The sequence below is a fragment of the Kushneria pakistanensis genome (assembly GCF_014652795.1).
GTDB classification, from domain to species: Bacteria; Pseudomonadota; Gammaproteobacteria; order Pseudomonadales; family Halomonadaceae; genus Kushneria; species Kushneria pakistanensis.
The window spans coordinates 73,375-94,457 of record NZ_BMZM01000003.1 but is presented as its reverse complement, the minus strand read 5'-3'; the positions used below and the strand labels follow the sequence as shown (position 1 = coordinate 94,457).

The 21,083-nt window shown below is 59.9% G+C and carries 18 protein-coding genes and 1 riboswitch; of the genes, 4 read left to right on the top strand and 14 right to left on the bottom strand.

Annotated elements, in window-relative coordinates; all coding sequences use genetic code 11:
- Positions 1–16: 16 nt before the first annotated feature.
- The 5 genes from pstB to crcB all read right to left on the bottom strand — a co-directional run bounded on the left by pstB (position 17) and on the right by crcB (position 4,349).
- On the bottom strand, positions 17–847 hold the full coding sequence (pstB, locus tag IE123_RS10890) for a phosphate ABC transporter ATP-binding protein PstB (RefSeq protein WP_373295803.1): 831 nt from the start codon (positions 845–847) through the stop codon (positions 17–19).
- A 27-nt stretch (positions 848–874) separates the two neighbouring features.
- Positions 875–1,717 carry a phosphate ABC transporter permease PstA gene (gene pstA, locus IE123_RS10885; protein ID WP_189518117.1) on the bottom strand — a complete coding sequence of 281 codons (843 nt, stop codon included), beginning with the start codon at positions 1,715–1,717 and terminating at the stop codon, positions 875–877.
- 10 nt (positions 1,718–1,727) lie between these two features.
- On the bottom strand, positions 1,728–2,687 hold the full coding sequence (gene pstC / locus IE123_RS10880) for a phosphate ABC transporter permease subunit PstC (protein WP_229819713.1): 960 nt from the start codon (positions 2,685–2,687) through the stop codon (positions 1,728–1,730).
- 87 nt (positions 2,688–2,774) lie between these two features.
- Positions 2,775–3,806, bottom strand: a complete 1,032-nt coding sequence (pstS, locus tag IE123_RS10875) for a phosphate ABC transporter substrate-binding protein PstS (RefSeq protein WP_189518115.1) — start codon at positions 3,804–3,806, stop codon at positions 2,775–2,777.
- 153 nt (positions 3,807–3,959) lie between these two features.
- Positions 3,960–4,349: a fluoride efflux transporter CrcB gene (gene crcB / locus IE123_RS10870; RefSeq protein WP_189518113.1), complete on the bottom strand. Its 390-nt coding sequence runs from the start codon at positions 4,347–4,349 to the stop codon at positions 3,960–3,962.
- Between the two features lie 103 nt (positions 4,350–4,452).
- Positions 4,453–4,531: riboswitch (Fluoride riboswitch) on the bottom strand.
- A gap of 82 nt (positions 4,532–4,613) precedes the next feature.
- Here crcB and IE123_RS10865 point away from each other — a divergent pair.
- The 3 genes from IE123_RS10865 to IE123_RS10855 all read left to right on the top strand — a co-directional run bounded on the left by IE123_RS10865 (position 4,614) and on the right by IE123_RS10855 (position 8,761).
- Positions 4,614–5,498 carry a CvfB family protein gene (locus IE123_RS10865; RefSeq protein ID WP_229819712.1) on the top strand — a complete coding sequence of 295 codons (885 nt, stop codon included), beginning with the start codon at positions 4,614–4,616 and terminating at the stop codon, positions 5,496–5,498.
- Between the two features lie 53 nt (positions 5,499–5,551).
- Positions 5,552–6,907 carry a DUF945 family protein gene (locus tag IE123_RS10860; RefSeq protein ID WP_189518111.1) on the top strand — a complete coding sequence of 452 codons (1,356 nt, stop codon included), beginning with the start codon at positions 5,552–5,554 and terminating at the stop codon, positions 6,905–6,907.
- A gap of 162 nt (positions 6,908–7,069) precedes the next feature.
- Positions 7,070–8,761: an NAD-dependent malic enzyme gene (locus tag IE123_RS10855; protein WP_189519080.1), complete on the top strand. Its 1,692-nt coding sequence runs from the start codon at positions 7,070–7,072 to the stop codon at positions 8,759–8,761.
- 61 nt (positions 8,762–8,822) lie between these two features.
- On the opposite strand, the gene IE123_RS10850 is transcribed toward IE123_RS10855, so the two are convergent.
- From IE123_RS10850 to IE123_RS10810, 9 genes are all read right to left on the bottom strand, one after another.
- A complete protein-coding gene (locus IE123_RS10850; RefSeq protein WP_189518109.1) occupies positions 8,823–10,244 on the bottom strand; it encodes a sugar porter family MFS transporter in 1,422 nt (473 codons plus the stop codon).
- A 170-nt stretch (positions 10,245–10,414) separates the two neighbouring features.
- Positions 10,415–11,083, bottom strand: a complete 669-nt coding sequence (locus tag IE123_RS10845; RefSeq protein ID WP_189518107.1) for a nucleoside/nucleotide kinase family protein — start codon at positions 11,081–11,083, stop codon at positions 10,415–10,417.
- A gap of 100 nt (positions 11,084–11,183) precedes the next feature.
- Positions 11,184–12,143 (bottom strand): transaldolase, encoded by a 960-nt coding sequence (gene tal, locus IE123_RS10840; protein WP_189518105.1) that lies wholly within the window; start codon positions 12,141–12,143, stop codon positions 11,184–11,186.
- Between the two features lie 100 nt (positions 12,144–12,243).
- Positions 12,244–13,746 carry a xylulokinase gene (xylB, locus tag IE123_RS10835; RefSeq protein WP_189518103.1) on the bottom strand — a complete coding sequence of 501 codons (1,503 nt, stop codon included), beginning with the start codon at positions 13,744–13,746 and terminating at the stop codon, positions 12,244–12,246.
- 39 nt (positions 13,747–13,785) lie between these two features.
- Positions 13,786–15,255, bottom strand: coding sequence for a mannitol dehydrogenase family protein (locus tag IE123_RS10830; RefSeq protein ID WP_189518101.1), 1,470 nt, complete (start codon positions 15,253–15,255; stop codon positions 13,786–13,788).
- Between the two features lie 48 nt (positions 15,256–15,303).
- Positions 15,304–16,455, bottom strand: coding sequence for an ABC transporter ATP-binding protein (locus tag IE123_RS10825; RefSeq protein ID WP_189518099.1), 1,152 nt, complete (start codon positions 16,453–16,455; stop codon positions 15,304–15,306).
- Positions 16,456–16,512: 57 nt separating this feature from the next.
- Positions 16,513–17,367 carry a carbohydrate ABC transporter permease gene (locus tag IE123_RS10820; protein ID WP_189518097.1) on the bottom strand — a complete coding sequence of 285 codons (855 nt, stop codon included), beginning with the start codon at positions 17,365–17,367 and terminating at the stop codon, positions 16,513–16,515.
- Positions 17,364–18,266, bottom strand: a complete 903-nt coding sequence (locus IE123_RS10815; RefSeq protein ID WP_189518095.1) for a carbohydrate ABC transporter permease — start codon at positions 18,264–18,266, stop codon at positions 17,364–17,366. Before IE123_RS10815 ends, IE123_RS10820 begins: the two co-directional genes overlap by 4 nt.
- A gap of 103 nt (positions 18,267–18,369) precedes the next feature.
- Positions 18,370–19,677, bottom strand: coding sequence for an ABC transporter substrate-binding protein (locus tag IE123_RS10810; RefSeq protein ID WP_189518093.1), 1,308 nt, complete (start codon positions 19,675–19,677; stop codon positions 18,370–18,372).
- A gap of 353 nt (positions 19,678–20,030) precedes the next feature.
- Here IE123_RS10810 and IE123_RS10805 point away from each other — a divergent pair, with 353 nt between their 5' ends.
- Positions 20,031–21,077, top strand: a complete 1,047-nt coding sequence (locus tag IE123_RS10805; RefSeq protein WP_189518091.1) for a LacI family DNA-binding transcriptional regulator — start codon at positions 20,031–20,033, stop codon at positions 21,075–21,077.
- Positions 21,078–21,083 lie beyond the last annotated feature (6 nt).

Here is a 21,083-nt window from a genome sequence, read left to right as displayed (position 1 = left end):
TTAACCATAGTGTCCGCTAACCATAGCGCCCGGTAATGTAGTCTTCGGTCTGCTTCTTCTCGGGATGGGTAAATATCTGGTCGGTCTGCCCGCACTCGATCAGCTCGCCCAGGTACATGAAGGCCGTCACATCCGAGACACGCGCCGCCTGCTGCATGTTGTGGGTCACGATCACGATCGTATAGTCGGTCTTGAGCTCGTGAATCAGATCCTCGATGTAGCCGGTCGAAATCGGATCCAGTGCCGAGGTAGGCTCATCCAGCAGAATCACCTCGGGCTTGACCGCGATGGTGCGCGCGATGCAAAGGCGCTGCTGTTGCCCGCCGGAGAGTGCCTGTCCGTTGGTCTTGAGCTTGTCCTTGACCTCGTTCCACAGCGCGGCCTTTTTCAGTGCCCACTCCACTCGCTCATCCATGTCGCGACGCGACAGACGCTCATAGAGTTTTACCCCGAAGGCGATGTTGTCATACACCGACATCGGGAAGGGGGTCGGCTTTTGAAACACCATGCCGATACGGGCGCGCAGCAGATTGATATCCACCCCCGAGGCATTGATGTCCTGACCATCCAGCAGAATACCGCCTTTGGTCTTCAACCCCGGATAGAGATCGTGCATGCGATTGAAGCAGCGCAGCAGCGTGGACTTTCCACAGCCGGAGGGGCCGATATAGGCCGTGACCTGATTGGACGGGATCTCCATCGAGACATTCTTGATCGCCTGAAAATCGCCATAGTAAAAATTCAGGTCATTGACCGACAGCTTGGCAGGTACTGCTGCAGCATTGGTGATTCCGGAAGCGTTCTTCGGTGTCTGCCTGGGCGCCATGGTGAAATTCTCTGATCGCATGTTCATGAAAAGAAAGCCCCTTGATGCCTACTTCTGTGTCCGCGCGGCACTGACGCGCGCCAGAATATTGAGAATCAGCACCGCAGCGGTCAGTATCAGTGCCCCTGCCCACGCCAGCGCTACCTGGGAGGGAATAAACGAATTGATGGTCATGTTCTGGTAAAGCACCATCGGCAGGTTGGGCATCTCGCTGCCCATGTTGAAAAAGTTCCACTGATTGGTATTGAGCGCCGTGAAGAGCAGCGGTGCTGTCTCGCCGCTGATGCGCGCGCACCCCAGCAGTACCCCGGTCGTGATGCCCGCCTTCGCCCCGCTATAGCAGACCTTGAGCACGATCAACCAGCGATGTGCACCCAGTGCCGCCGCGGCTTCACGCAGCGAGTTGGGCACCAGCAGCAGCATGTCTTCGGTTGAGCGAATCACGACCGGAATGATAATGACCATCAGCGCAGCCACCCCGGCCCAGCCCGAGAAGTGCCCCATTGGCAGCACCACAACGGCATAGATATACAGACCGATGATGATGGAAGGCGCCGACAACAGCACATCGTTGATAAAGCGTATGAGATTGGCCAGCCGCGAACGGCCGCCATACTCGGCAAGCCAGGTACCGGCCGCAATGCCGATGATGGTGCCGCCCAGGGTAGCCAGCGCCGTCATGATCAGTGAGCCCAGAATGGCATTGCCCAATCCGCCGCCGGACATGCGTGTACGTTCGGTAAAGACATCCAGCGACAGCGCCGGTACGCCCTTGGTGACCAGCGTCAAAAGGATCAGGAACAGCCAGATGACGCCAAAGGCCGAGGCCAGCAGAGAAGCCGCCATGATGGTGCGATTGACCATTTTCCGACGACGATAAACAGGATTCATGATGTGCTCCTCATGGGGCCCGACGGTCCATGCGCCTGAGCATGAAACGTGCCAGTGCCAGCACCGCAAAGGTAATCAGGAACAGAACCAGCCCCAGTAACAGCAGCGCCGAGCGCTGCAGGCCATCAGCTTCGGAAAACTGATTGGCAATCAGGGCGGCAATCGAGGTGCCCTGCCCGGTCACGGTAGGGTTCAAAAACAGGTTGTTGCCGATCACGAAGGTCACCGCCATGGTTTCCCCGAGCGCACGGCCCAGACCGAGGATCACACCGCCCAGCATGCCGGCCTTCACGGACGGAAAGATGACGTGACGCACGACCTCCCAGGTGGTGCAGCCCAGTCCATAGGCAGACTCCCGCATGATCGGCGGTACGGTATTCATGACATCGCGGGTCACGGCAGTGATAAAGGGAATGATCATGATGGCCAGGATCAGTCCTGCTGTGGTCAGGCCGGTGCCGGCCGGGAACACTGACGGGAAATGGGACTGCAGAAACGGCGCCAGTACCTCCATGCCCCACATGCCGTAAATGATGGAGGGCACACCCGCCAGCAGCTCGATCATGGTGCCGATGGTGCGGCGCATCTTCGGCGGACAGATTTCGGTCAAAAAGATCGCGATGCCCAGTGATACCGGAATGGCGATGGCAATCGCAATCAGGGAGGTGACCAGCGTGCCGTAAATGGCCGGCAGTGCGCCGAAGCGATTAACGTTGGCCGCCCAGCGGTCCTCGGTAAAAAAGGACAGTCCCAGCTCGGACAGTGCCGGCCAGCCGGCCAGCACCAGCGAACCGGTAATGGTGCCCAGAAGCAGCAGCACCATCAGTGCCGAGCCTCTGGTCGTCAGTTCGAACACCCGATCGACAATGCCGTTGCGTCTGAGCGCGGCGCGTTCATGGGCACTTGCCGACAGCTTTTGCATCCGATCGCCCTCTGCGGCCTGTGGTGTAGCGCTGCTGCCGGTCGTCATGTGTCATACCTGTGCATAAAGCGTATAGGGTTTTTCAGGTGGACAAAGGCCGGGACACAGGGCCCCGGCCATGCCTATCAAACCGGATTACTGCTGGACGGCCTTGCCACTGCTGTCCTTGATCTGTGACCAGATGTTTTGCTTGATCATGCTGACCACGTTGTCCGGCATCGGGATGTAGTCCAGCTCGGTGGCCATCTCATTGCCGTTTTCAAACGACCAGTCAAAGAACGAAAGCGCGTCACGCGCAGCCTGCGCATCCTTGACCTGAGTGTGCATGAGGATGAAGGAGGCCCCCACGATCGGCCAGCTCTCCTCGCCCGGCTGATTGGTCAGCACCAGGTACATGCCTTCGGCATTTTCCCAGTCAGCATTGGCAGCGGCCGCCTGGAAGGAGTCGCTGTTGGCCGTCACGAACTTGCCGGCCTGGTTTTCCATCTGCGCCACGTTCAGATCGTTCTGCTCGGCGTAGGCCGATTCAACGTAACCGATCGCGCCGTTGATGCCATTGACCTGGCTTGCCACACCGGCGTTGGCCTTGGCACCAACACCTGCCGGCCATGCGACCGACTTGCCTTCGCCGATCTCGTTTTTGAATTCTTCGCTGACCTGGGCCAGATAATGCGTAAAGAGGAAGTTGGTACCGGAGCCTTCAGCGCGGTAGACGGGCGTGATCCTGGTATCGGGCAGCTTTACATCCGGGTTGAGTTCGGTAATGGCCTCATCGTTCCAGGCCGTGATCTTGCCCTGGTAGATATCGGCCAGCGTCTGACCATCCAGACGCAGCGCGCCCTTCTCGACACCCTGCACGTTCACGACCGGTACCACACCGCCCATGATCTGCGGCCACTGAACCAGATTGTTTTCCTTGAGCTCTTCCGGGGTCATCGGCGCGTCGCTGGCGCCAAAGGTGACCGTGTTGGCCGTAATCTGCTGGATACCGCCGCCGGAACCGATGGCCTGATAGTTGAGGCCGTTGCCGGTCTCGTCCTGGTAACCATCAGCCCACTGCGAATAGACCGGATAAGGAAAGGTCGCACCGGCGCCGGTGATGGTAGCGGCCGAGGCGGTGGCCGCCAGCGAGGTAGCAATGAAGGCTGCAGCGACTTGCTTGATCATCTGAATTGCTCCGGTTCCCTTGCGCCAGGGCGCCTGGCGCCCTGCTGGTAATCATGTCGCCCGGAATAAAGGGGCGACTGCTCAACACGACGCCAGGTTAGCAATGAAATATGTCAGTTTTATTGCAGAACTGTCATATTTCATTGATGGCACCTACCGCAGCCACTCGCGCACAAGCGCAACGCAGGCCATTCCCAGTGCCGTCATGATCAGTGACCCGGCAAGATGGGCGCTGATGGCAGCAAGGGCACTCAGATAACGTCCGGCCTGCAGCTGCCCGGTGATTTCCAGTGAAAAGGTCGAAAAGGTTGTCAGCGCGCCCAGAAATCCGGTCACCACAAACAGTTTCCAGTGTGGGCTCAGTTCCGGCAGCAGATTGAACAGGGCAAAGGCAATCCCTATCAGCCATGCCCCCAGCAGGTTGGCCACCAGCGTCCCCGGCGGGATGGGAGGGAAAAGTGCATTGAGCGCCAGCGACAGTGCCCAGCGCAGATTGGCGCCAACCGCGGCGCCCAGGCCAATGGCAAGAATGGAAAACCACATGCGAAACTCCTGCGATGTCTGACAGATCATGACGACACGAAGGGGCGGCGAGAGAATACAGAGGAGCTTTTGTCATGACATGCCTGCGCCCGCACCCCGGGTGCGTGATACAGGCATCATCAATCACGAACGTGATGGTTTGAAGCGTGCGCTTCAGGAGGTATGCCATCTCCTGACAAAAATCATTGCACTGCCTCCTGATCATGGCAAGGCGTACACCACAGGCACCCTTCCCCTGCCCGCCACCGGTACGATTGCGTTAACATGACGTTTTCATCCTGTTCACGGGGCGTGACCATGCCGGCAATGGGCCGTTTCAATACCCTTGAGATCCTCAGAACGTCCTCTATCGGGCTTTTCCTCGATGGCGGCACGCTGGGCGATATCCTTCTGCCGACGCGTCAGATACCACGGGGTACTTCTACCGAGCCGGGCGACTCGCTTCGCGTGTTTTTGTATCTTGACAGCGAAGACCGCCCGATCGCGACCACCGAGCGCCCCAAAATTCAGGTTGGCGAGTTTGCCGCCCTGGAAGTGGTCGAGCGCACTCCGGTGGGTATCTTTCTGGACTGGGGACTCCCCAAGGACCTGCTGCTGCCGCATTTTGAAGAGCGCACCCAGCGGCCACTGCGTCAGGGCGATCGCTGCATGGTCGTGGCCTATCTCGATGATCGCACCCGACGCATTACCGCCTCGATGCGCCTGGACCGCTATCTGGACCAGACGCCGGCCGATTATGCACGGGACGAAGAGGTCGATCTGGTCATCACCGGCCCAACCGACCTGGGCTTCAATGCCATCATCAATCATCGCCACTGGGGGCTTTTGCACAAGAGCGAAGCGATTCGCCCGCTGCGCATGGGCACCCGCACCAAAGGCTATATTCGCCAGGTCCGTGACGACGGCAAGGTGGATCTGAGCCTGCAGCCGCGCCGCGAAGTACTCGCCGAGCCGCTGGCCGAGCAGATTCTTGAAAGGCTGCAAAAGGCAGGCGGCACGCTTGCCATCAGTGACAAGAGCGAACCGGCCCTGATCCAGCGCACCTTTGGGGTAAGCAAGGGTAATTTCAAAAAGGTGATTGGCGGGCTTTACAAGCAGGGTCTGATCACCATCGAAGCCGATGGCATCCGACTGGTGGACAAGTCATAACCGGCCCCGAACGCCGCCACGTCAGAAAAACATACGAACGTTCAGGAATCTTCATGCGCAAGACAACGGGCATTATCGGTACCGCGGCGGTCATCATCGTGGCGGTGGGTGCGGCAGCGCCCTGGTATACCGGCAAGCGTATCGAACAGGAGTTTCGCCAGGGCGTGGAGCAGATTTCCGCCAGCGCGCCCACGCAAGTCACCCGCTATGATCGGGGCTGGCGCACCTCCGACGCCGTGACCCATACCATTCTCGAGACCGAGGATGGACCATGGCCGATCGACGTTCATCACCACATTACCCACGGCCCCTGGGGTTTTGGCTGGGCTCATATCGACAGCACACCCGATTTTGGCGAGCAGCAGAGCGCCGTGGCGCACTATTTCGGTGACCGGCAGCCGCTTGAAGCCACGACCACGGCAGGCTTTGGCAATGCCATCAACATCGACTGGCACTCCCCGGCCTTTGATGAGACCGATGTGCCGGAGATACCAGGCGCCCGACTGGCCTGGGGTGGTATGGATGGGCACTACCGCCTGGATAATGATCGCACCTCGACAGACATTTCGATGCCTTCCCTGAACTTCCAGAGCGATGATGCCTCGCTGGTGCTCAGGTCGCTCTCGCTTGAAAGCAGCGGCGCCGGCGGCCCCGACTGGCCCAATACGGAAAACTTCTGGGACAGCCGCTTCAAGACCACCCTGGGTCAACTGCACTATCAGGACGACACTGAAGGTGTGGCCCTCAAGCTCGGCGTTGACGGCCAGGGACAACTGCGTGACAACGGCGAGGATGGCCTGTCCATGACCGGCTCCTGGCAGCTCAGCAACATGCTGCTGCAGGACCCGTCGATGGCCGAACCGCTCATCATCAACAACGCCACCCAGACGCTGGTGTTCAGACACCTGCCCCGTGATGCCACACGCCACCTGTTGATCGGCCTGTCCAATCTGGACAACTCGCTGGACGAGGATCAGATCTCCGGACAGGTCCAGCAGATGATGACCCAGTACCTGATGGAAGCCATTCAGGGCACGCCGATCTTCGAGATGACAGTAGCCGGTCTGGATACGCCACAGGGCTCGATGGAAGGCAAGGTTGCCCTCAATCTGAAGGAAGGCGATCACAACGAGCGCTCCCCCATTGCCTCGGCGCTGGGCCGCGCTGCCCTGAGTGTGGATATGGCCTCGGACCGCACGCTGCTTGCCCGGCTGGTCTCGCTTTCCAACCCTGATGCCCGCCCGGAGCAGATGCTTGAAGGGCTCGAGCAGGAAGGCCTGCTGGCCCGCGAGGGCGATCGATATCGCCTGGATGTCCGGATGAACAGCCGGGATCTGCTGGTCAACGGCGAGTCTCATCCCGAGCTTTACATGATGCTGCCACTGCTTTTGATGTCGCTGGGCAGCTGATGGATTCGGCCCGGCGCAGGCTGTCGGGCCGTGGTTGCGCTGTGTTGCGTTCCAGAAGATGGCGACAGCAGGAACGCCGCCGGCGATGAATGACCCGGTCGATTCCCCTGCACGTTGTGCCCGGGGTCTCCCTTCACTTTCTGTCTACAGCGAGTCATGACGATGGATCAGAACCCTTCTCGCCCGCTTTATATCGTGCATTCGGGGCCTACCCTGCTGGAAACGCCGCTGCTCAACAAGGACAGTGCCTTCTCGCTTGAAGAGCGCATCCAGTTCAACCTGCTGGGCCTTTTGCCGCAGAACATCGAGACCATCGAAGAGCAGGCCGAGCGCGCCTATCAGCAGTACGCCCAGCAGTCCAGCGATCTGGATCGTCATATTTATCTGCGCTCGATCCAGGACAGCAACGAAACGCTTTTCTTCCGCCTGCTGGAAGACCATCTCGAGGAAATGCTGCCGATCATCTACACGCCTACCGTGGGCGAGGCGTGTCAGTCGTTTTCCCAGATCTATCGCTCCCACCGCGGTATCTTCATCTCCTATGATCACCGCGAACACATCACCGACATCCTGCACAGCGCCACCAAGGATAACGTCAAGGTGGTGGTGATTACCGACAGCGAGCGCATTCTGGGGCTGGGTGATCAGGGCATCGGCGGCATGGGCATTCCCATCGGCAAGCTGTCACTCTACACCGCCTGTGGCGGCATAAGCCCGGCCTATACCATGCCGATCGTGCTGGATGCCGGCACCAACAATCAGGACCTGCTCGACGATCCGATGTATATGGGATGGCGCCATGAGCGTGTCACGGGCGAGGCTTATTACGAATTCGTTGACCAGTGCATTCAGGGCATTCGTCGACGCTGGCCCAATGCCATCATCCAGTTCGAGGATTTCGCCCAGGCCAACGCCATGCCGTTGCTGGAGCGCTATCGCGACGAGATCTGCTGCTTTAACGATGACATCCAGGGCACCGCATCCGTGGCGCTGGGCACCCTCTTTTCGGCCTGCAAGGCCAAAAACGAGAAGCTCTCCGAGCAGCGCATCGCCTTCGTGGGTGCCGGCTCTGCCGGGTGCGGCATTGCCGAACACATCGTGCTGGCCATGCAGGAGGAAGGCCTGTCCGAAGAAGAAGCCCGCAAGCGCATCTTCATGATCGACCGCTACGGCCTTTTGACCGACGACATGAGCAATCTGGTCAACTTCCAGCGTCGCCTGGTACAAAAGCGTGCCGACATCAGCGACTGGGACGCCGGCAGCGGTGATCTGGCCCTGATCGATGTGGTCCGCAACGCCAAACCCACCATCCTGATCGGTGTGTCGGGCCAGCGCGGGCTCTTCACCGAAGAAGTCATCAAAACCATGCACAGCCACTGCCGTGAGCCGCTGGTCATGCCGCTGTCCAATCCGACGTCGCGCATTGAGGCCACGCCGCGTGAAATCCTTGAATGGACCAATGGCGAGGCACTGGTCTCCACCGGCAGCCCCTTCAAGCCGGTCACCATCGGTGATCGCAAGATCCCGATTGCCCAGTGCAACAACTCCTATATCTTCCCGGGCGTGGGTCTGGGCGCGATTACCGCCAAAGCCTCTCGCATTACCGACGGCATGCTGATGGCCGCCTCAAGGGCGCTGGCCGACTGCTCCCCGGTGGCCCTGGAGGGCAAGGGCGCGGTTCTGCCGCCACTGGCCGACATTCAGGATGTCAGCAGAAAGATCGCTATCGCCGTGGCCAAACGCGCCCAGGAAGATGGTGTAGCGCTTGAAACCGATGACGAGACCATTCGTCAGGCGATCGATGCCAACTTCTGGAAGCCGCGCTATCGCGAATACCGCCGCGCCTCGTTCTAAGCGCAATGCATCATCAAAAAGGGCGCCTGAAGGCGCCCTTTTTTTATTATCCAATAACGGTTTATGTCCGTGCCGCATGGCCCTTCGCTTTCGCGGCCTTTTTGCGTTTGGCCGGGAAAAAGGTACCGTTGCGCAGATCCGCCTCGATCTCCTCAAGCGAGCGTCCCTTCGTTTCAGGCACGTAGCGTACGATGAATACCAGCGCCGCAATGGTAATCAAGGCATAGAGCCAGAAGGTGCCCGAAGTGCCCAGTGCGCCGATCAGTGACAGCGTGGTCAATGTCATCAAAAGATTGAAGATCCAGTGGCTGAAGGCGCCGACACTGGCCCCCTTGCCGCGCACGAACAGCGGATAGACCTCGGCGTTGATCAACCACAGACAGACGCCAAAGCTTGAGTTGAGCGCCATGTAGATGGCCAGACACGCTACCAGCGTCCACTGTGCCGCCGTGCTTTCCGGAGAGCCGCCAATGAAGAGCGCCCCCATGACAATCAGCGCCACGGCAGAGCCGGGCACCATCCAGAGCAGAAAGCGCTTGCGACCGATGCGGTCGACCAGAAAGATACCCAGCACGGTGGCCAGATTGATCAACACTGCCCCGCCAACGGCTGCCAGCACCGAGGCGCTGTCGCCAAAGCCTGCGTCACTCAGAATGGTCGGTGCGTAGTAGATCAGGGCGTTGTTGCCGGTAATCTGGGAGAACATCGCGATACCAAAGCCCGCAATCAGGGCCGGGCGTACCCACGGGCTGAAAAGATCCTTCCAGCGTCCTTCCGGCTGCGCCGAAATTTCCTTGATCTCGTTCAGCTCCTGCTGTGCGCCCTGCTTATCACCGCGTACCCGCTCAAGAATACCCAGCGCCTCGGCTTCACGGTTCTTGCCCAGCAGCCAGCGCGGGCTCTCCGGCAGCAACAGCATGCCGATCATCAACACCACCGAGGGAATGATGCCGAGTGCGAACATCCAGCGCCACTGATGACCCAGTGCGTAGCCGGTGAGATAGGCCACCAGGATGCCAAAGACCACCATGAACTGGAACATCACCACCAGCTTGCCGCGATGCGCCGGCGGGGTGACCTCGGCGATATAGACCGGAATGATCTGCGTGGCGCTACCGGCCGACAGACCCAGAATAAAGCGCGCCAGTATCAGCACCGCCACGCTGGGCGCCGCTGCCGACAGAATCGAGCCCAGGGTGAACACCAGCCCGACCAGCGCGATCGACCAGCGCCGACCAATACGATCGGAAATGGGCCCGGTACCCAGACAGCCCACCAGCGCGCCCAGAATGATGGCACCGGTCACGATCTGCTTGAGCGTGTCATCGAGCGCAAAATCGCGTGCCAGCCCCAGCAGGGCCACACCGATAATGCCGGTGTCATAACCAAACAGCAGCCCACCCAGCGCTGCAATGATCGAGACCAGAACAACCAGAGCCCTGCCGCGCGGCCCTTTCTGCGCGTTCCCTGCGTGATGATCCATGAAAACTCCCAAAACCAGCTGAATCGTGTCAGCGTTATACTCAAAAAAATGCCCTGATAAGCATCAGAGCCTGATCGAAATTGTAACCTGAAGCCACGCTGATGCGATCATTCATTGGCCGCAGAGCGACAGGTAAATGGTGACATCACGTGACATTGCGTAGGCGGCGTTTATAAAAATCGAATACACCCTCCGTCCCAGCCGATAAGGCGGTCCGCGCGCGCGCGCGTGGCTTCAATGCGCTCGGCATTGGGGCGATCGGTGCTGGCCACCCAGGCCAATGCTTCGGCTTCACTGCGTCCAAAGCGCATGTGCCGCTCGACCAGCCACTGTTCGCGCAGCTCGGTGTCGACTTCAACATACCAGACCTCATCAAGCAGCGATCTGACACGATCCCAAGGCGCCTCTTCCAACAACAGATAGTTGCCTTCGGTGACCACCAGTGATGTGTCTGGTGGTACGGCAATACTGGCCGCAATGGGCTCCTCGATCTCACGATAAAATCCGGGGGCGTAGACGGTCTCACCCGCTTGAGGCGTGCGCAGGCGTTCCAGCAGCGACACATAGCCGGCACTGTCGAACGTATCCGGTGCCCCCTTGCGCTCGGCGCGCCCAAGACGCGCCAGCTCACGATTGGAGAGATGATAGCCATCCATCGGCACTACCTGCATCTGCTCCCCCAGATGATTCAGCAGCGCCTCGCTGACGCTCGACTTGCCCGCCCCTGGCGCTCCCACCAGCCCCAATAGTGCGCGGGGCCGGTCATGGATCAGCGTTCGGGCGGCAGCGACCACCGCCTCATCGATCAAAATGCCAGCCACATCGTTTTCAGACGACATCGTCTTCTCTCAGAAATTATTGTCAGCGCTTTTTGCAATGCTTCGACATGAAAAGGCCGGCCCTTCACGGGGCCGGCCTTATGGTCAAACAACGCCGTATTTACATGCGCTTTTCAATCATGCCTTCCAGCTTTTCCTGGTCTTCGGCAAACTTGCGAATACCTTCGGCCAGCTTGTCGTTGGCCATCGCGTCCTGATTGTGCTGCCAGCGGAAATCGGCTTCAGTGATCGGCTCGACCTTCTTGTCGCCGGCGCCGGTATCGGTCACCTTGCGCTCAACCTCGCCTTCGGTGTTAGCCAGCTTTTCCAGCAGGTCCGGAGAGATGGTCAGACGGTTACAGCCGGCCAGCGCCAGAATCTGATCGGTGTTGCGGAAGCTCGCCCCCATGACCACGGTGTCGTAGCCATAGTTGCTGGCGTAATCGCATACACCACGCACGAACTTCACACCCGGATCTTCCTCGGGGCTGTAGTTTTCAACGCCGTCACGCTGCTTGTACCAGTCGGTCACACGACCCACGAAGGGCGAAATCAGGAATACACCGGCTTCAAAGCAGGCACGGGCCTGGGCATCGCTGAACAGGAGCGTCAGGTTGCACTGAATGCCTTCCTTTTCCAGCACTTCAGCAGCGCGAATGCCTTCCCAGGTCGAGGCGAGCTTGATCAGTACCTTGTCACGCCCGATACCGGCCTTTTCATAAAGACCGATCAGCTTGCGCGCCTTTTCGATGCTGGCGTCCTTGTCAAAGGAGAGCTTGGCGGCCACTTCCGTCGAGATACGCCCGGGAACGATATTGGCAATTTCAGTCCCGATCACCACGGAAAGTCGATCTACCGCGTGCTCGAGCTGCGCTTCACGACCCTGACCGCTGGTTTCCTGCTTCACATCGGCAAGCGTCTTGTCGATCAGCTCCTGATAGCCTTCCAGATCAAAGGCCTTGAGCAGCAGCGACGGATTGGTGGTGGAGTCATGCGGCTGATATTTTCTGATCGCTTCCAGATCACCGGTATCGGCGACGACCTTGGAAATCGCCTTGAGGGACTCAAGCTGAGTTGCCATGTATCACTCCATCGAATCGATTGGGGTCAGGCGACGGGACAACATCGACTGACCGCGATATTCATGCATGAGCGGCTCATGACCGCCTGCAGCGAAAATTCTACCGTGTCAGAGCTTCAGGATAGCGATCTTTAAGCGTTTCGACATAGTCTGCATAGACATCTGCATAGCGCGATACGTTATCCCTGTCAGGAGATGTGAGGGTAGATCGGTCAATATCAACCGCATGACGGCAGATATCGGCAAGTGCCGTCTTGCGACCCTGCATGTATTCATCACACCACTGCGCCTGCAGCGCACCTCCCAGCGCAGCGGCCTCCCGAATCACCGGACAGACCAGTTCCACGTTCATGATGTCGGCAATCATCTGTCGCCAGACGGGGCTGTTGGCCCCACCACCGACCAGGCGCAGCTGATCGGGGCGGATATCGAACGCCGCCAGCAGATCCAGTCCATAGCGCAGGCCAAAACTGGCGCCTTCCATGGTCGCTCGGCAGAGGTTGTCTGCCGAGAAATTATGCGCCGACAGCCCCAGAAAGCTGCCGGTGGCCTCCGGCAGCATGGGCACGCGTTCGCCGTTGAAAAACGGCAGTACCCTGACGCCCTCGGCCCCGATGGGGGCACGCGCCACGGCATCATTAAAGGATCTGACATCATGCCCCAGCACGCGGCCGAGCTGACTGGTCGCGGAGGTCACGTTCATGGTGCAGATCAGGGGCAGCCAGCCGCCGTGGCTGGCGCAGAAATTGGCCACCAGGCCGTTATCGGTAATGGCCGGCTGACTGGCACTGGCATAGAGGGTGCCGGAAGTGCCCAGGCTCATGGTGACGGCGCCGGCCTGAATGTTGCCGGTGCCGATCGCCCCCATCATGTTGTCGCCACCCCCGGCCGAGACGATGACGCTATTGCCCAGACCCAGACGGCTGGCAATCTCGCGCCGCACGGTACCGGCCGGCTGATGCGGTTCGACCAGTCGCGGCAGCACGCGCTGCGGATCCAGCTCGGGCGCCACTTTCGAGAAGGCCTCAAAATGCCAGCAGCGCTGACGGGTATCGAACCAGCCCGTACCCGAGGCGTCGCCGCATTCGGCAGTGTATTCGCCGGTCAGGTAAAAGTTGAGATAGTCATGCGGCAGCAGGATGTGCGCGATGCGGTCATAGGCATCGCGATGGTACCGGCGCAGCCACATCACCTTGGAGGCGGTGTAGCCGGTCTGTGGCACCACGCCCAGCATGTCCAGACAGCCCTTCTCGCCACCCAGGGCCTCGATATATTCGGCGTTTTCCTTCGAGGATTCGGTGTCATTCCAGAGCTTGCCCGGATAGACCGGCACGCCCTGCGCATCAAGCGCTACCATGCCGTGCTGCTGTCCGGAGATCCCAATGCCACGAACGGCACCGGCGTCGATGCCAGCCGCCTCAATGGCCTGATGAAAGGCTGTTTCAAACGCCTTGATCCACCACTCGGGGTTCTGCTCGCGGCGACCGCTTTCACGGCTGATCAGCTCGTGTGCCTGTTGTCCTTCGCCGATGATGACGCCGTTTTGCGCATCCAGCACCACCACCTTGGTACTCTGCGTACCGCAGTCCACGCCGATATACATGTGCTTGTCCTGTTCGAGAATGCTGTCGTCGTCGGTGGATTAACGCACCGACTCTACCGTGGCACGCGCGCCCTGACGGTGCAGACGGGCAAGCGCCTCGGTGTAGGCCTCGACAAAGCGCTCGTTATCCACCAGATCGCCGAACACTTCGCGATTCTCGATAAAGGCCAGCGGGTTGTCGCGATTGCGCTGGGCGATGTCGTGCAGCTCGTCCTTCATGCGGTCGACGATCTCGATCGGCTCCCCCTGCTCATCAACGCCCTCGGCGTAGCGGGCCCAGCTGGCCACCACCGCCGCCGAACGCTTGATCTCGCCATCACGCTCGAGCTGCTCGCGGATCACCGGCAGCAGCCACTTTGGAATGCGATCGGAGCTCTCGGCGCACAGGCGCGCCAGGGTGTCACGAATCTCGGGGTTGGCGAAGCGCTCGATCAGGGTGCGGCGGTAGTCATCGAGATCGACGCCGGGCACGGGCGCAAGCGTCGGCGTGCCCTCCTCGACCATGTAGTTGAGCAGGAAATCGGCATACAGCTCGTCCTGACACACCTCATGGGCGTAGCGATAGCCGTCGAGATAGCCGAAATAGGTCAGCGCCTGGTGACTGGCGTTCAAAAGGCGCAGCTTCATGAGCTCATAGGGCATGACGTCATCGACGACCTGCACGCCGACCTCGTCATAGGCCGGGCGCCCCATGTTGAAGTGATCCTCCAGCACCCACTGGGTGAAGGGCTCACACACCACCGGCCAGCCATCCTCGATGCCAAAGCGCGCCCTGATCTGCTCGCGGTCCTCATCGGTGGTGACCGGTGTGATGCGATCTACCATCGAGTTGGGGAAATTCACCTGCTCGTTGATCCAGTTGCCAAGTTCGGGATCACGGCGCCGGGCAAAGGCCACAAAGGACTCCTTCGCGACATCGCCGTTGGCCTGAATGTTGTCACACGACATGATCGTAAAGGGCTCGATGCCCTTCTCACGCCGGCGCGAGAGCGCCTCGATGATCAGGCCGAAAAAGGTTTTTGGCGTGGCGCCAGCATCCAGATCATGACGCACGTCGGGGTTGTCGAAGTTGAACTCGCCGGTGACATGATGGAAGTTATAGCCGCCTTCGGTCACGGTCAGCGAGACGATGCGGGTCGTCTCGGCCGCCAGCCGCTCAATGACCGTCTCGGGGTCATCCGGGGCATAGAGATAGTCGACGATCGAGCCAATGACACGCGCTTCCCAACGCCCGTCGGGGTGCTTGAGCACCAGGGTATACAGACCCTCCTGCGCCTTGAGTACCTCCTGCATGCGCCGGTCGCCAGGCATGACGCCGACACCACAGATACCAAACTCCAGCGCCTTGCCATCATTCATCAGTTCATCGAGATACATGGCCTGATGCGCGCGGTGAAAGCCGCCGACACCGAAGTGAAAAATGCCGACGCTGACATCGTCACGGTTGTAGCGAGGCAGCGTGACATCACCACCCAACTGATCAAGATTGCCTGCCTTCAGCGCTGTCATGCCTTCACTCCCTGTGTTGTCGGCCGTTCAGGCCGCCCTGTTAGCCGGTTACGCGGTGGCCTGAGCCGATGATGTGGCCGGATATGCTTCAAGTCCCAGCGTCCTGTCGCTTTCGATATCAAAAAGATGGACATGATCAGGGTCAAAGGCCAGCGTGAGTACGTCACCGATGCGTACATCAAGATGCGCCGCCAGCTGCGCCGTGATAAGTGTTTCCCCTGCGCGCACCTGGGCCATGGTGACGGGTCCCAGCGGCTCGATCACCTCGATGACGCCTTCCAGCCGGCCACGGCCACCGCTCTCCTCGACCTGATGCAGATGCTCGGGCCGAATGCCCAGCCAGCACCGCGAGCGCTGACCACCACCCTCCAGCGCGGCCTGCTGGCGCGGGTTCAGCGGGCATGAAAACCCTTCACCCTTGAGCGTATCGCCCTGACGGTCGGCCTGCAGAAAATTCATCGACGGCGTGCCGATAAAACCTGCCACGAAGCGATTGACCGGGCGCTCATAGAGGTTGTAAGGCGTGTCGATCTGCTGAATGCGCCCATCGCGCATCACCACAATGCGCTGACCCATGGTCATGGCTTCGGTCTGGTCGTGGGTCACATAAAAGGTGGTAACCCCCAGCCGGCGGTGCAGTCGCGTGATCTCGGCGCGCATCTCGACGCGCAGTCGCGCATCCAGGTTGGACAGCGGCTCATCCATCAAGAAGACCTGCGGCTGACGCACCAGTGCCCGTCCCAGTGCTACGCGCTGACGCTGACCTCCGGAAAGCGCCCGCGGCTTGCGATCCAGCAGGTGCTCGATATCGAGGATTCTGGCCGCCTCCTGAACACGCTGTTTCACCTCATCCTTCGGCGTTTTCTTGAGCTCCAGCGCAAAGGCCATGTTGTGATAGACGCTCATGTGTGGGTAAAGCGCATAGCTCTGGAACACCATGGCGATATCGCGATCGCGTGGCTCGACATTGCTGACGTCCTTACCGTTGATGCGGATCTCGCCGGCGGTGTTGTGCTCAAGTCCTGCAATCATGCGCATGGTGGTGGACTTGCCGCAGCCGGAGGGCCCGACCAGCACCACGAATTCGCCATCCTTCGTGGTCAGGTTGAAATCTTCGACCGCATTGGCGTGATCATTACCCTTCCTGCCCGGCGCGCTGTCGTAGCGCTTGGCCACACCCTTAAGTTCTACAATCGCCATGGAAGCTTTTCCTTGTTCAGGCACAGCCTCTGGGCTGCGCAGGTCAGATCGCTGCGTCTACTTGACGGCGCCAAAGGTCAGTCCACGGACCATCTGGCGCTGGGCAAACCAGCCCAGTACCACGATGGGGGCAATGGTCAGCACCGAGGCCGCCGACAGTCGCGCCCAGAAAAGCCCTTCGCCGCTCTTGAACGAGGCGGTGTACACCGCAAGCGTGGCGGCGTGGTAGTCGGTCATGGTCAGGCTCCAGAACGACTCGTTCCAGGCCAGAATCAGCGCCAGAAGCCCGGTCGAGGCCAGTCCCGGCAGCGCCAGTGGCAGGATCACGCGAAACATGGTCTGTGTCGTGCTGGCGCCATCAATACTGGCAGCTTCAACGATGTCGACCGGAATATCGCGAAAGTAGGAGTACACCATCCACACCATGATGGGCAGGTTCATGGAGGTGAACAGCATCGTCAGGCCCAGGCGCGTATCCAGAAGCCCCAGCGAGCGATAGACCAGAAAGACCGGGATCAAAACGCCCACTGCCGGGATGAACTTGGTCGAGACCATCCACACCAGCGTGAAATCGGTACGCCTTGAGGGATAAAACGCCATGGCGTAGGCCGCCGGAATGGCAAGTGCCAACCCCACCAGCGTCGAGCCAAAGGCGGTGATCACCGAGTTGATGGCGTAGTGCCAGTAGCCGCTGCCCTGGGCCAGGGCACTGCGAAAGCTTTCAAGCGTCGGTGAAAAGATAAAGGTTGGCGTCATGCTGAACGCCGTCTGTTCGGTCTTGAGCGCCGTCATCACTACCCAGAAGATGGGAAAGAACATCGTGATACCGATCAGCCAGGCCAGCAGGGTCAGCGCCGTGCCACCGGCGCCACGCTTGCGCCCGGGCGTTTGATCAACTCTGGATGTCGTCATCGTTGGCTCCCCGCGTTGAGGTTACCGGCCACAAATCGGATCAGGAATATGGCGAAGATGTTGGCCAGCACGACCGCGCCAATGGCTGCCGCCGAGGAGAGCCCGATGTCGTACTGGAAAAAGGCGCCCAGGTAGATGTAGTACGGCAGGTTGGTGGTGGCCGTGCCCGGGCCGCCACTGGTAGTGGCATAGATCTCGGCAAAGGAGGTCAGAAAGAAGATGCTCTCCAGCATGATCACCACGTAAAGCACCTGGCCCAGATGCGGCAGCACGATATGGCGAAACTCCTGCCAGCGGTTGGCGCCATCCAGACGCACGGCCTCGAGCTGATCCTCGGGCAGCGACTGCAGACCGGTGAGCAGAATCAGCAGCGCAAAGGGCGTCCACTCCCAGCTGATCATCATCACCACTGACAAAAGCGGGTAGCTTGACAGCCACTGCACCGGCTCCAGCCCGACCGAGCGCATCACCCAGGAAAACAGTCCATAGACCGGGTCGAGCAGCATGTATTTCCAGATCAGGCCGGTGACGACCGGCATGACGAAAAACGGCGAGATGGCCAGCGTCCGCGCGATGCCGCGACCCACGAAGGTACGATTGAACAACAGCGCCAGCGCCAGCCCCGCCACAACCGTGACCAGCAGACAGGTTGCGACCAATAGCAGCGTATTGAGCAGCGCGTCCCAGAACACCGGATCGGTAAAGAGCAGCTCATAGCTCAGTCCCCCTGCGAAGCCGCGCATGTCCGGCATCATCAGGTTGTAGTCCTGGAACGAGTAGTACAGCGTCATTGCCAGTGGGACGATCATCCAGACCAGCAGAAACAGCACCGACGGTGCCATCAATCGTTTGGTCGGCGCACGCCTTTTGGGCGATGCGTTAGCGGGGGGAGCACTCATGTCACGGGCCTCACAGGGCAGAAGTCATCAGCGGAGATGACCACGCGGGAGGTACCCACGTGGTCGCACTGGTTACCGACGGTGGTGATCGAGGATGGATCGACTACTTCGCCACCTCGGCGCGACGCATCAGTCGTTCGGTAAAGGCCTGCGCCTGATTGAGCCCCTGATCCACATCGGTCTGGCCGCTCAGGATACCGGCCATGATCTGGCCGACCCGCGTGCCGATGGCCTGAAACTGCGGGATGCTGATGAACTGAATACCGGTATAGGGCACGGGCTCGGCGGTCGGATGCTCCGGGTCGGCACTATTGATGGCTTCCTCGACCAGCGCGGCAAAGGGCGCCACGTCCTGATAACCCTGACTGTCGTAGGTCGATTCACGTGTGCCCGGCGGTACCGACAGCCAGCCGTGCTCATCGGCCACGCTCTGGATGTAGTCGGCAGAGGTCGCCCAGTCGATAAAGGTCTGCGCGGCCTCCGGATTTTTGGCCGACTCCGGTACGGCCAGCGCCCAGGCGTAGAGCCAGCTCGAGCCGGCCTCGGTGGTCTCGTGAGGTGCCTGGGCAAAGCCCAGATGCTCATGCACCTTCGAGTTGTCGGGGTTGGAGAGATAGCCGGCGCCGACTGTGGAATCCACCCACATGCCACACTGACCGTTGGCAAAAAGCGTTTCCGTTTCGGTGAAACCGTTGGAGGTCGAGCCCGGGGGGCCATACTGGGTCAGCATCGTCTTGTAGGCGTTGGCGGCGTTTTTCCACGCCTGAGAGGTGAGCTGAGGCTCCCACTGCTCGTTGAACCAGCGCCCGCCGAAGCTGTTCACCATGGTGCTGAACAGCGCCATGTTCTCGCCCCAGCCCGGCAGCCCGCGCAGACAGATACCATAGACGCCGTTTTTCGGATCGTGCACCTTCTGGGCGAAGTCCTGCATCTGGCTCCAGGTCGGGTGATCGGGCATCTCGATGCCGGCCTTCTCGAACAGGTCCTTGCGGTAGTAGGTCATCGAGGATTCAGCATAAAACGGCAGCGCATACAGCTTGTCGTTAAAGGAAAGGCCCTGGCGCACACTGGGAATCAGGTCATCGACCTGGTAGCTCTCCGGCAGTTGATCCATCGCCCGCAACCAGCCATTTTTGGCCCAGATTGGCGTCTCGTAGTTGCTGACGGTGATGACGTCGTACTGACCGCCGCCGCTTGAAATGTCGGTGGTGATTTTCTGGCGCAGCTCGTTTTCGGCCAGTGTGACGTAATTGACCCGAATATCCGGGTGCGCTTCGTTGAAGGCCCTGGTCATCTTCTGCATGGTGACCATATCGGGGTTGTTGACGGTCGCTACCGTAATCGTGGTCTGCGCCTGCGCCACACCGGCACTTCCGAGTCCTGCCAACAGCACGATCCATGACGTTTTCATTGTAATGCCTGCCCTTGTCATTGACGGACTTCCCGCGGCAGGAAGTCGCTTCATTGCAGCGCACCGATCTGTCTTTTCTTGTCATTCGGTGTCATTCACCCATCGTTAAGCAGCAACGCCTTTCAAGCAACCCAGGTTGTTTTCTCAAATACCTTTAAAAACAATCAACTAAAAAATATAAAGACCAATTGATAAGCCCTGGTAGAAAAATAACATGACGATTGACCGACGAATGTTGCAGGCATTTCGGGCAACTTTCTGACGGCAGTCATGACAAAAAATGATAGATAACATGATCGATTGCATGGCCGTGCCTGCTGTGGCGGCCTCCTGAACACCCACGCAGGAACGCCATGGCAAAGCCGCCATCAACGGGCAGGGTTCGGTTAAAGGATGTCGCCACCGCCGCCGGCGTCAGCCCGATTACCGTATCGCGCGCCTTCAGCTCGCCGCATCAGTTACACCCGCAGACCTGTCAGCATGTGCTGGAAGTTGCTCATGCCATGGGGTATCTGGCACGCCCCCGCCAGCCGTCTGAGCCCTTCGTCAGCACCAGACGCCGCGTGATTGGTGTCCTCAATCCACAACTCGACAACCCCTTTTTCCATGAACTGACCTGCCTGATCGGCCGGCTGGGCGAAACGCGTCACATGGATGTGCTGACGATGGACTCCTGCAACTCCCCCGAACAGGAAAAAGCCGCCATTGATCGACTGATCGCCTGTGGCGTGGATGGCATCATTTTGACGTTTATCGCCTCAGGGACACGCGAGCAGACGGCCTGCCTGGAGCGGCTCGCCCGGGCAGGGATCGCAGTGGTGCTGCTGGACCGGGAAATCGAGGGCCCTCACCATGGCGGCGTCTACATCGATAATCTCGATTGTGGTTATCAAGCGGGGTGCTGGATGCGCCGTCAGCCGGTCGAGCGGCTGTTGATTCTCTCGGGACCGCCGGATTCGCGGGTGACCATTGGGCGGGTATCAGGCATTCGTGAAGCGCTGGCCGGCAGCGCCATCAGCCTTGAAGTGCACTACGGTGATTTTTCCATGGCACCCACAGAGCGCTTTTTGAACGAAAGGCTCGGCCAGTTGCCGCTGCCGGACGCCCTGATCGGCATCAACAACCAGATCACGCTGGGTATCCTGAGCGCCTACCGTCAGGCACGACTGCCATTGCCCGAACATGCCGGCGGGCCACGCCTTTTCTGCATCGATGGCATCACGCATGCCGAACTGCTTGGCATGGAGATTTCCTCGATCCGCCATGATCTGGCCACCATGGCCACCCAGGCCATGGATTTGATAGAGGACGCCCTGCAGTCCGGCAGCCGACGCGGCACGCGTCAGGTGGTGCGGGGACACCTTCATCTGCCAAGCGACGCCGAACAGGCGCTACCGTAGTGCCGG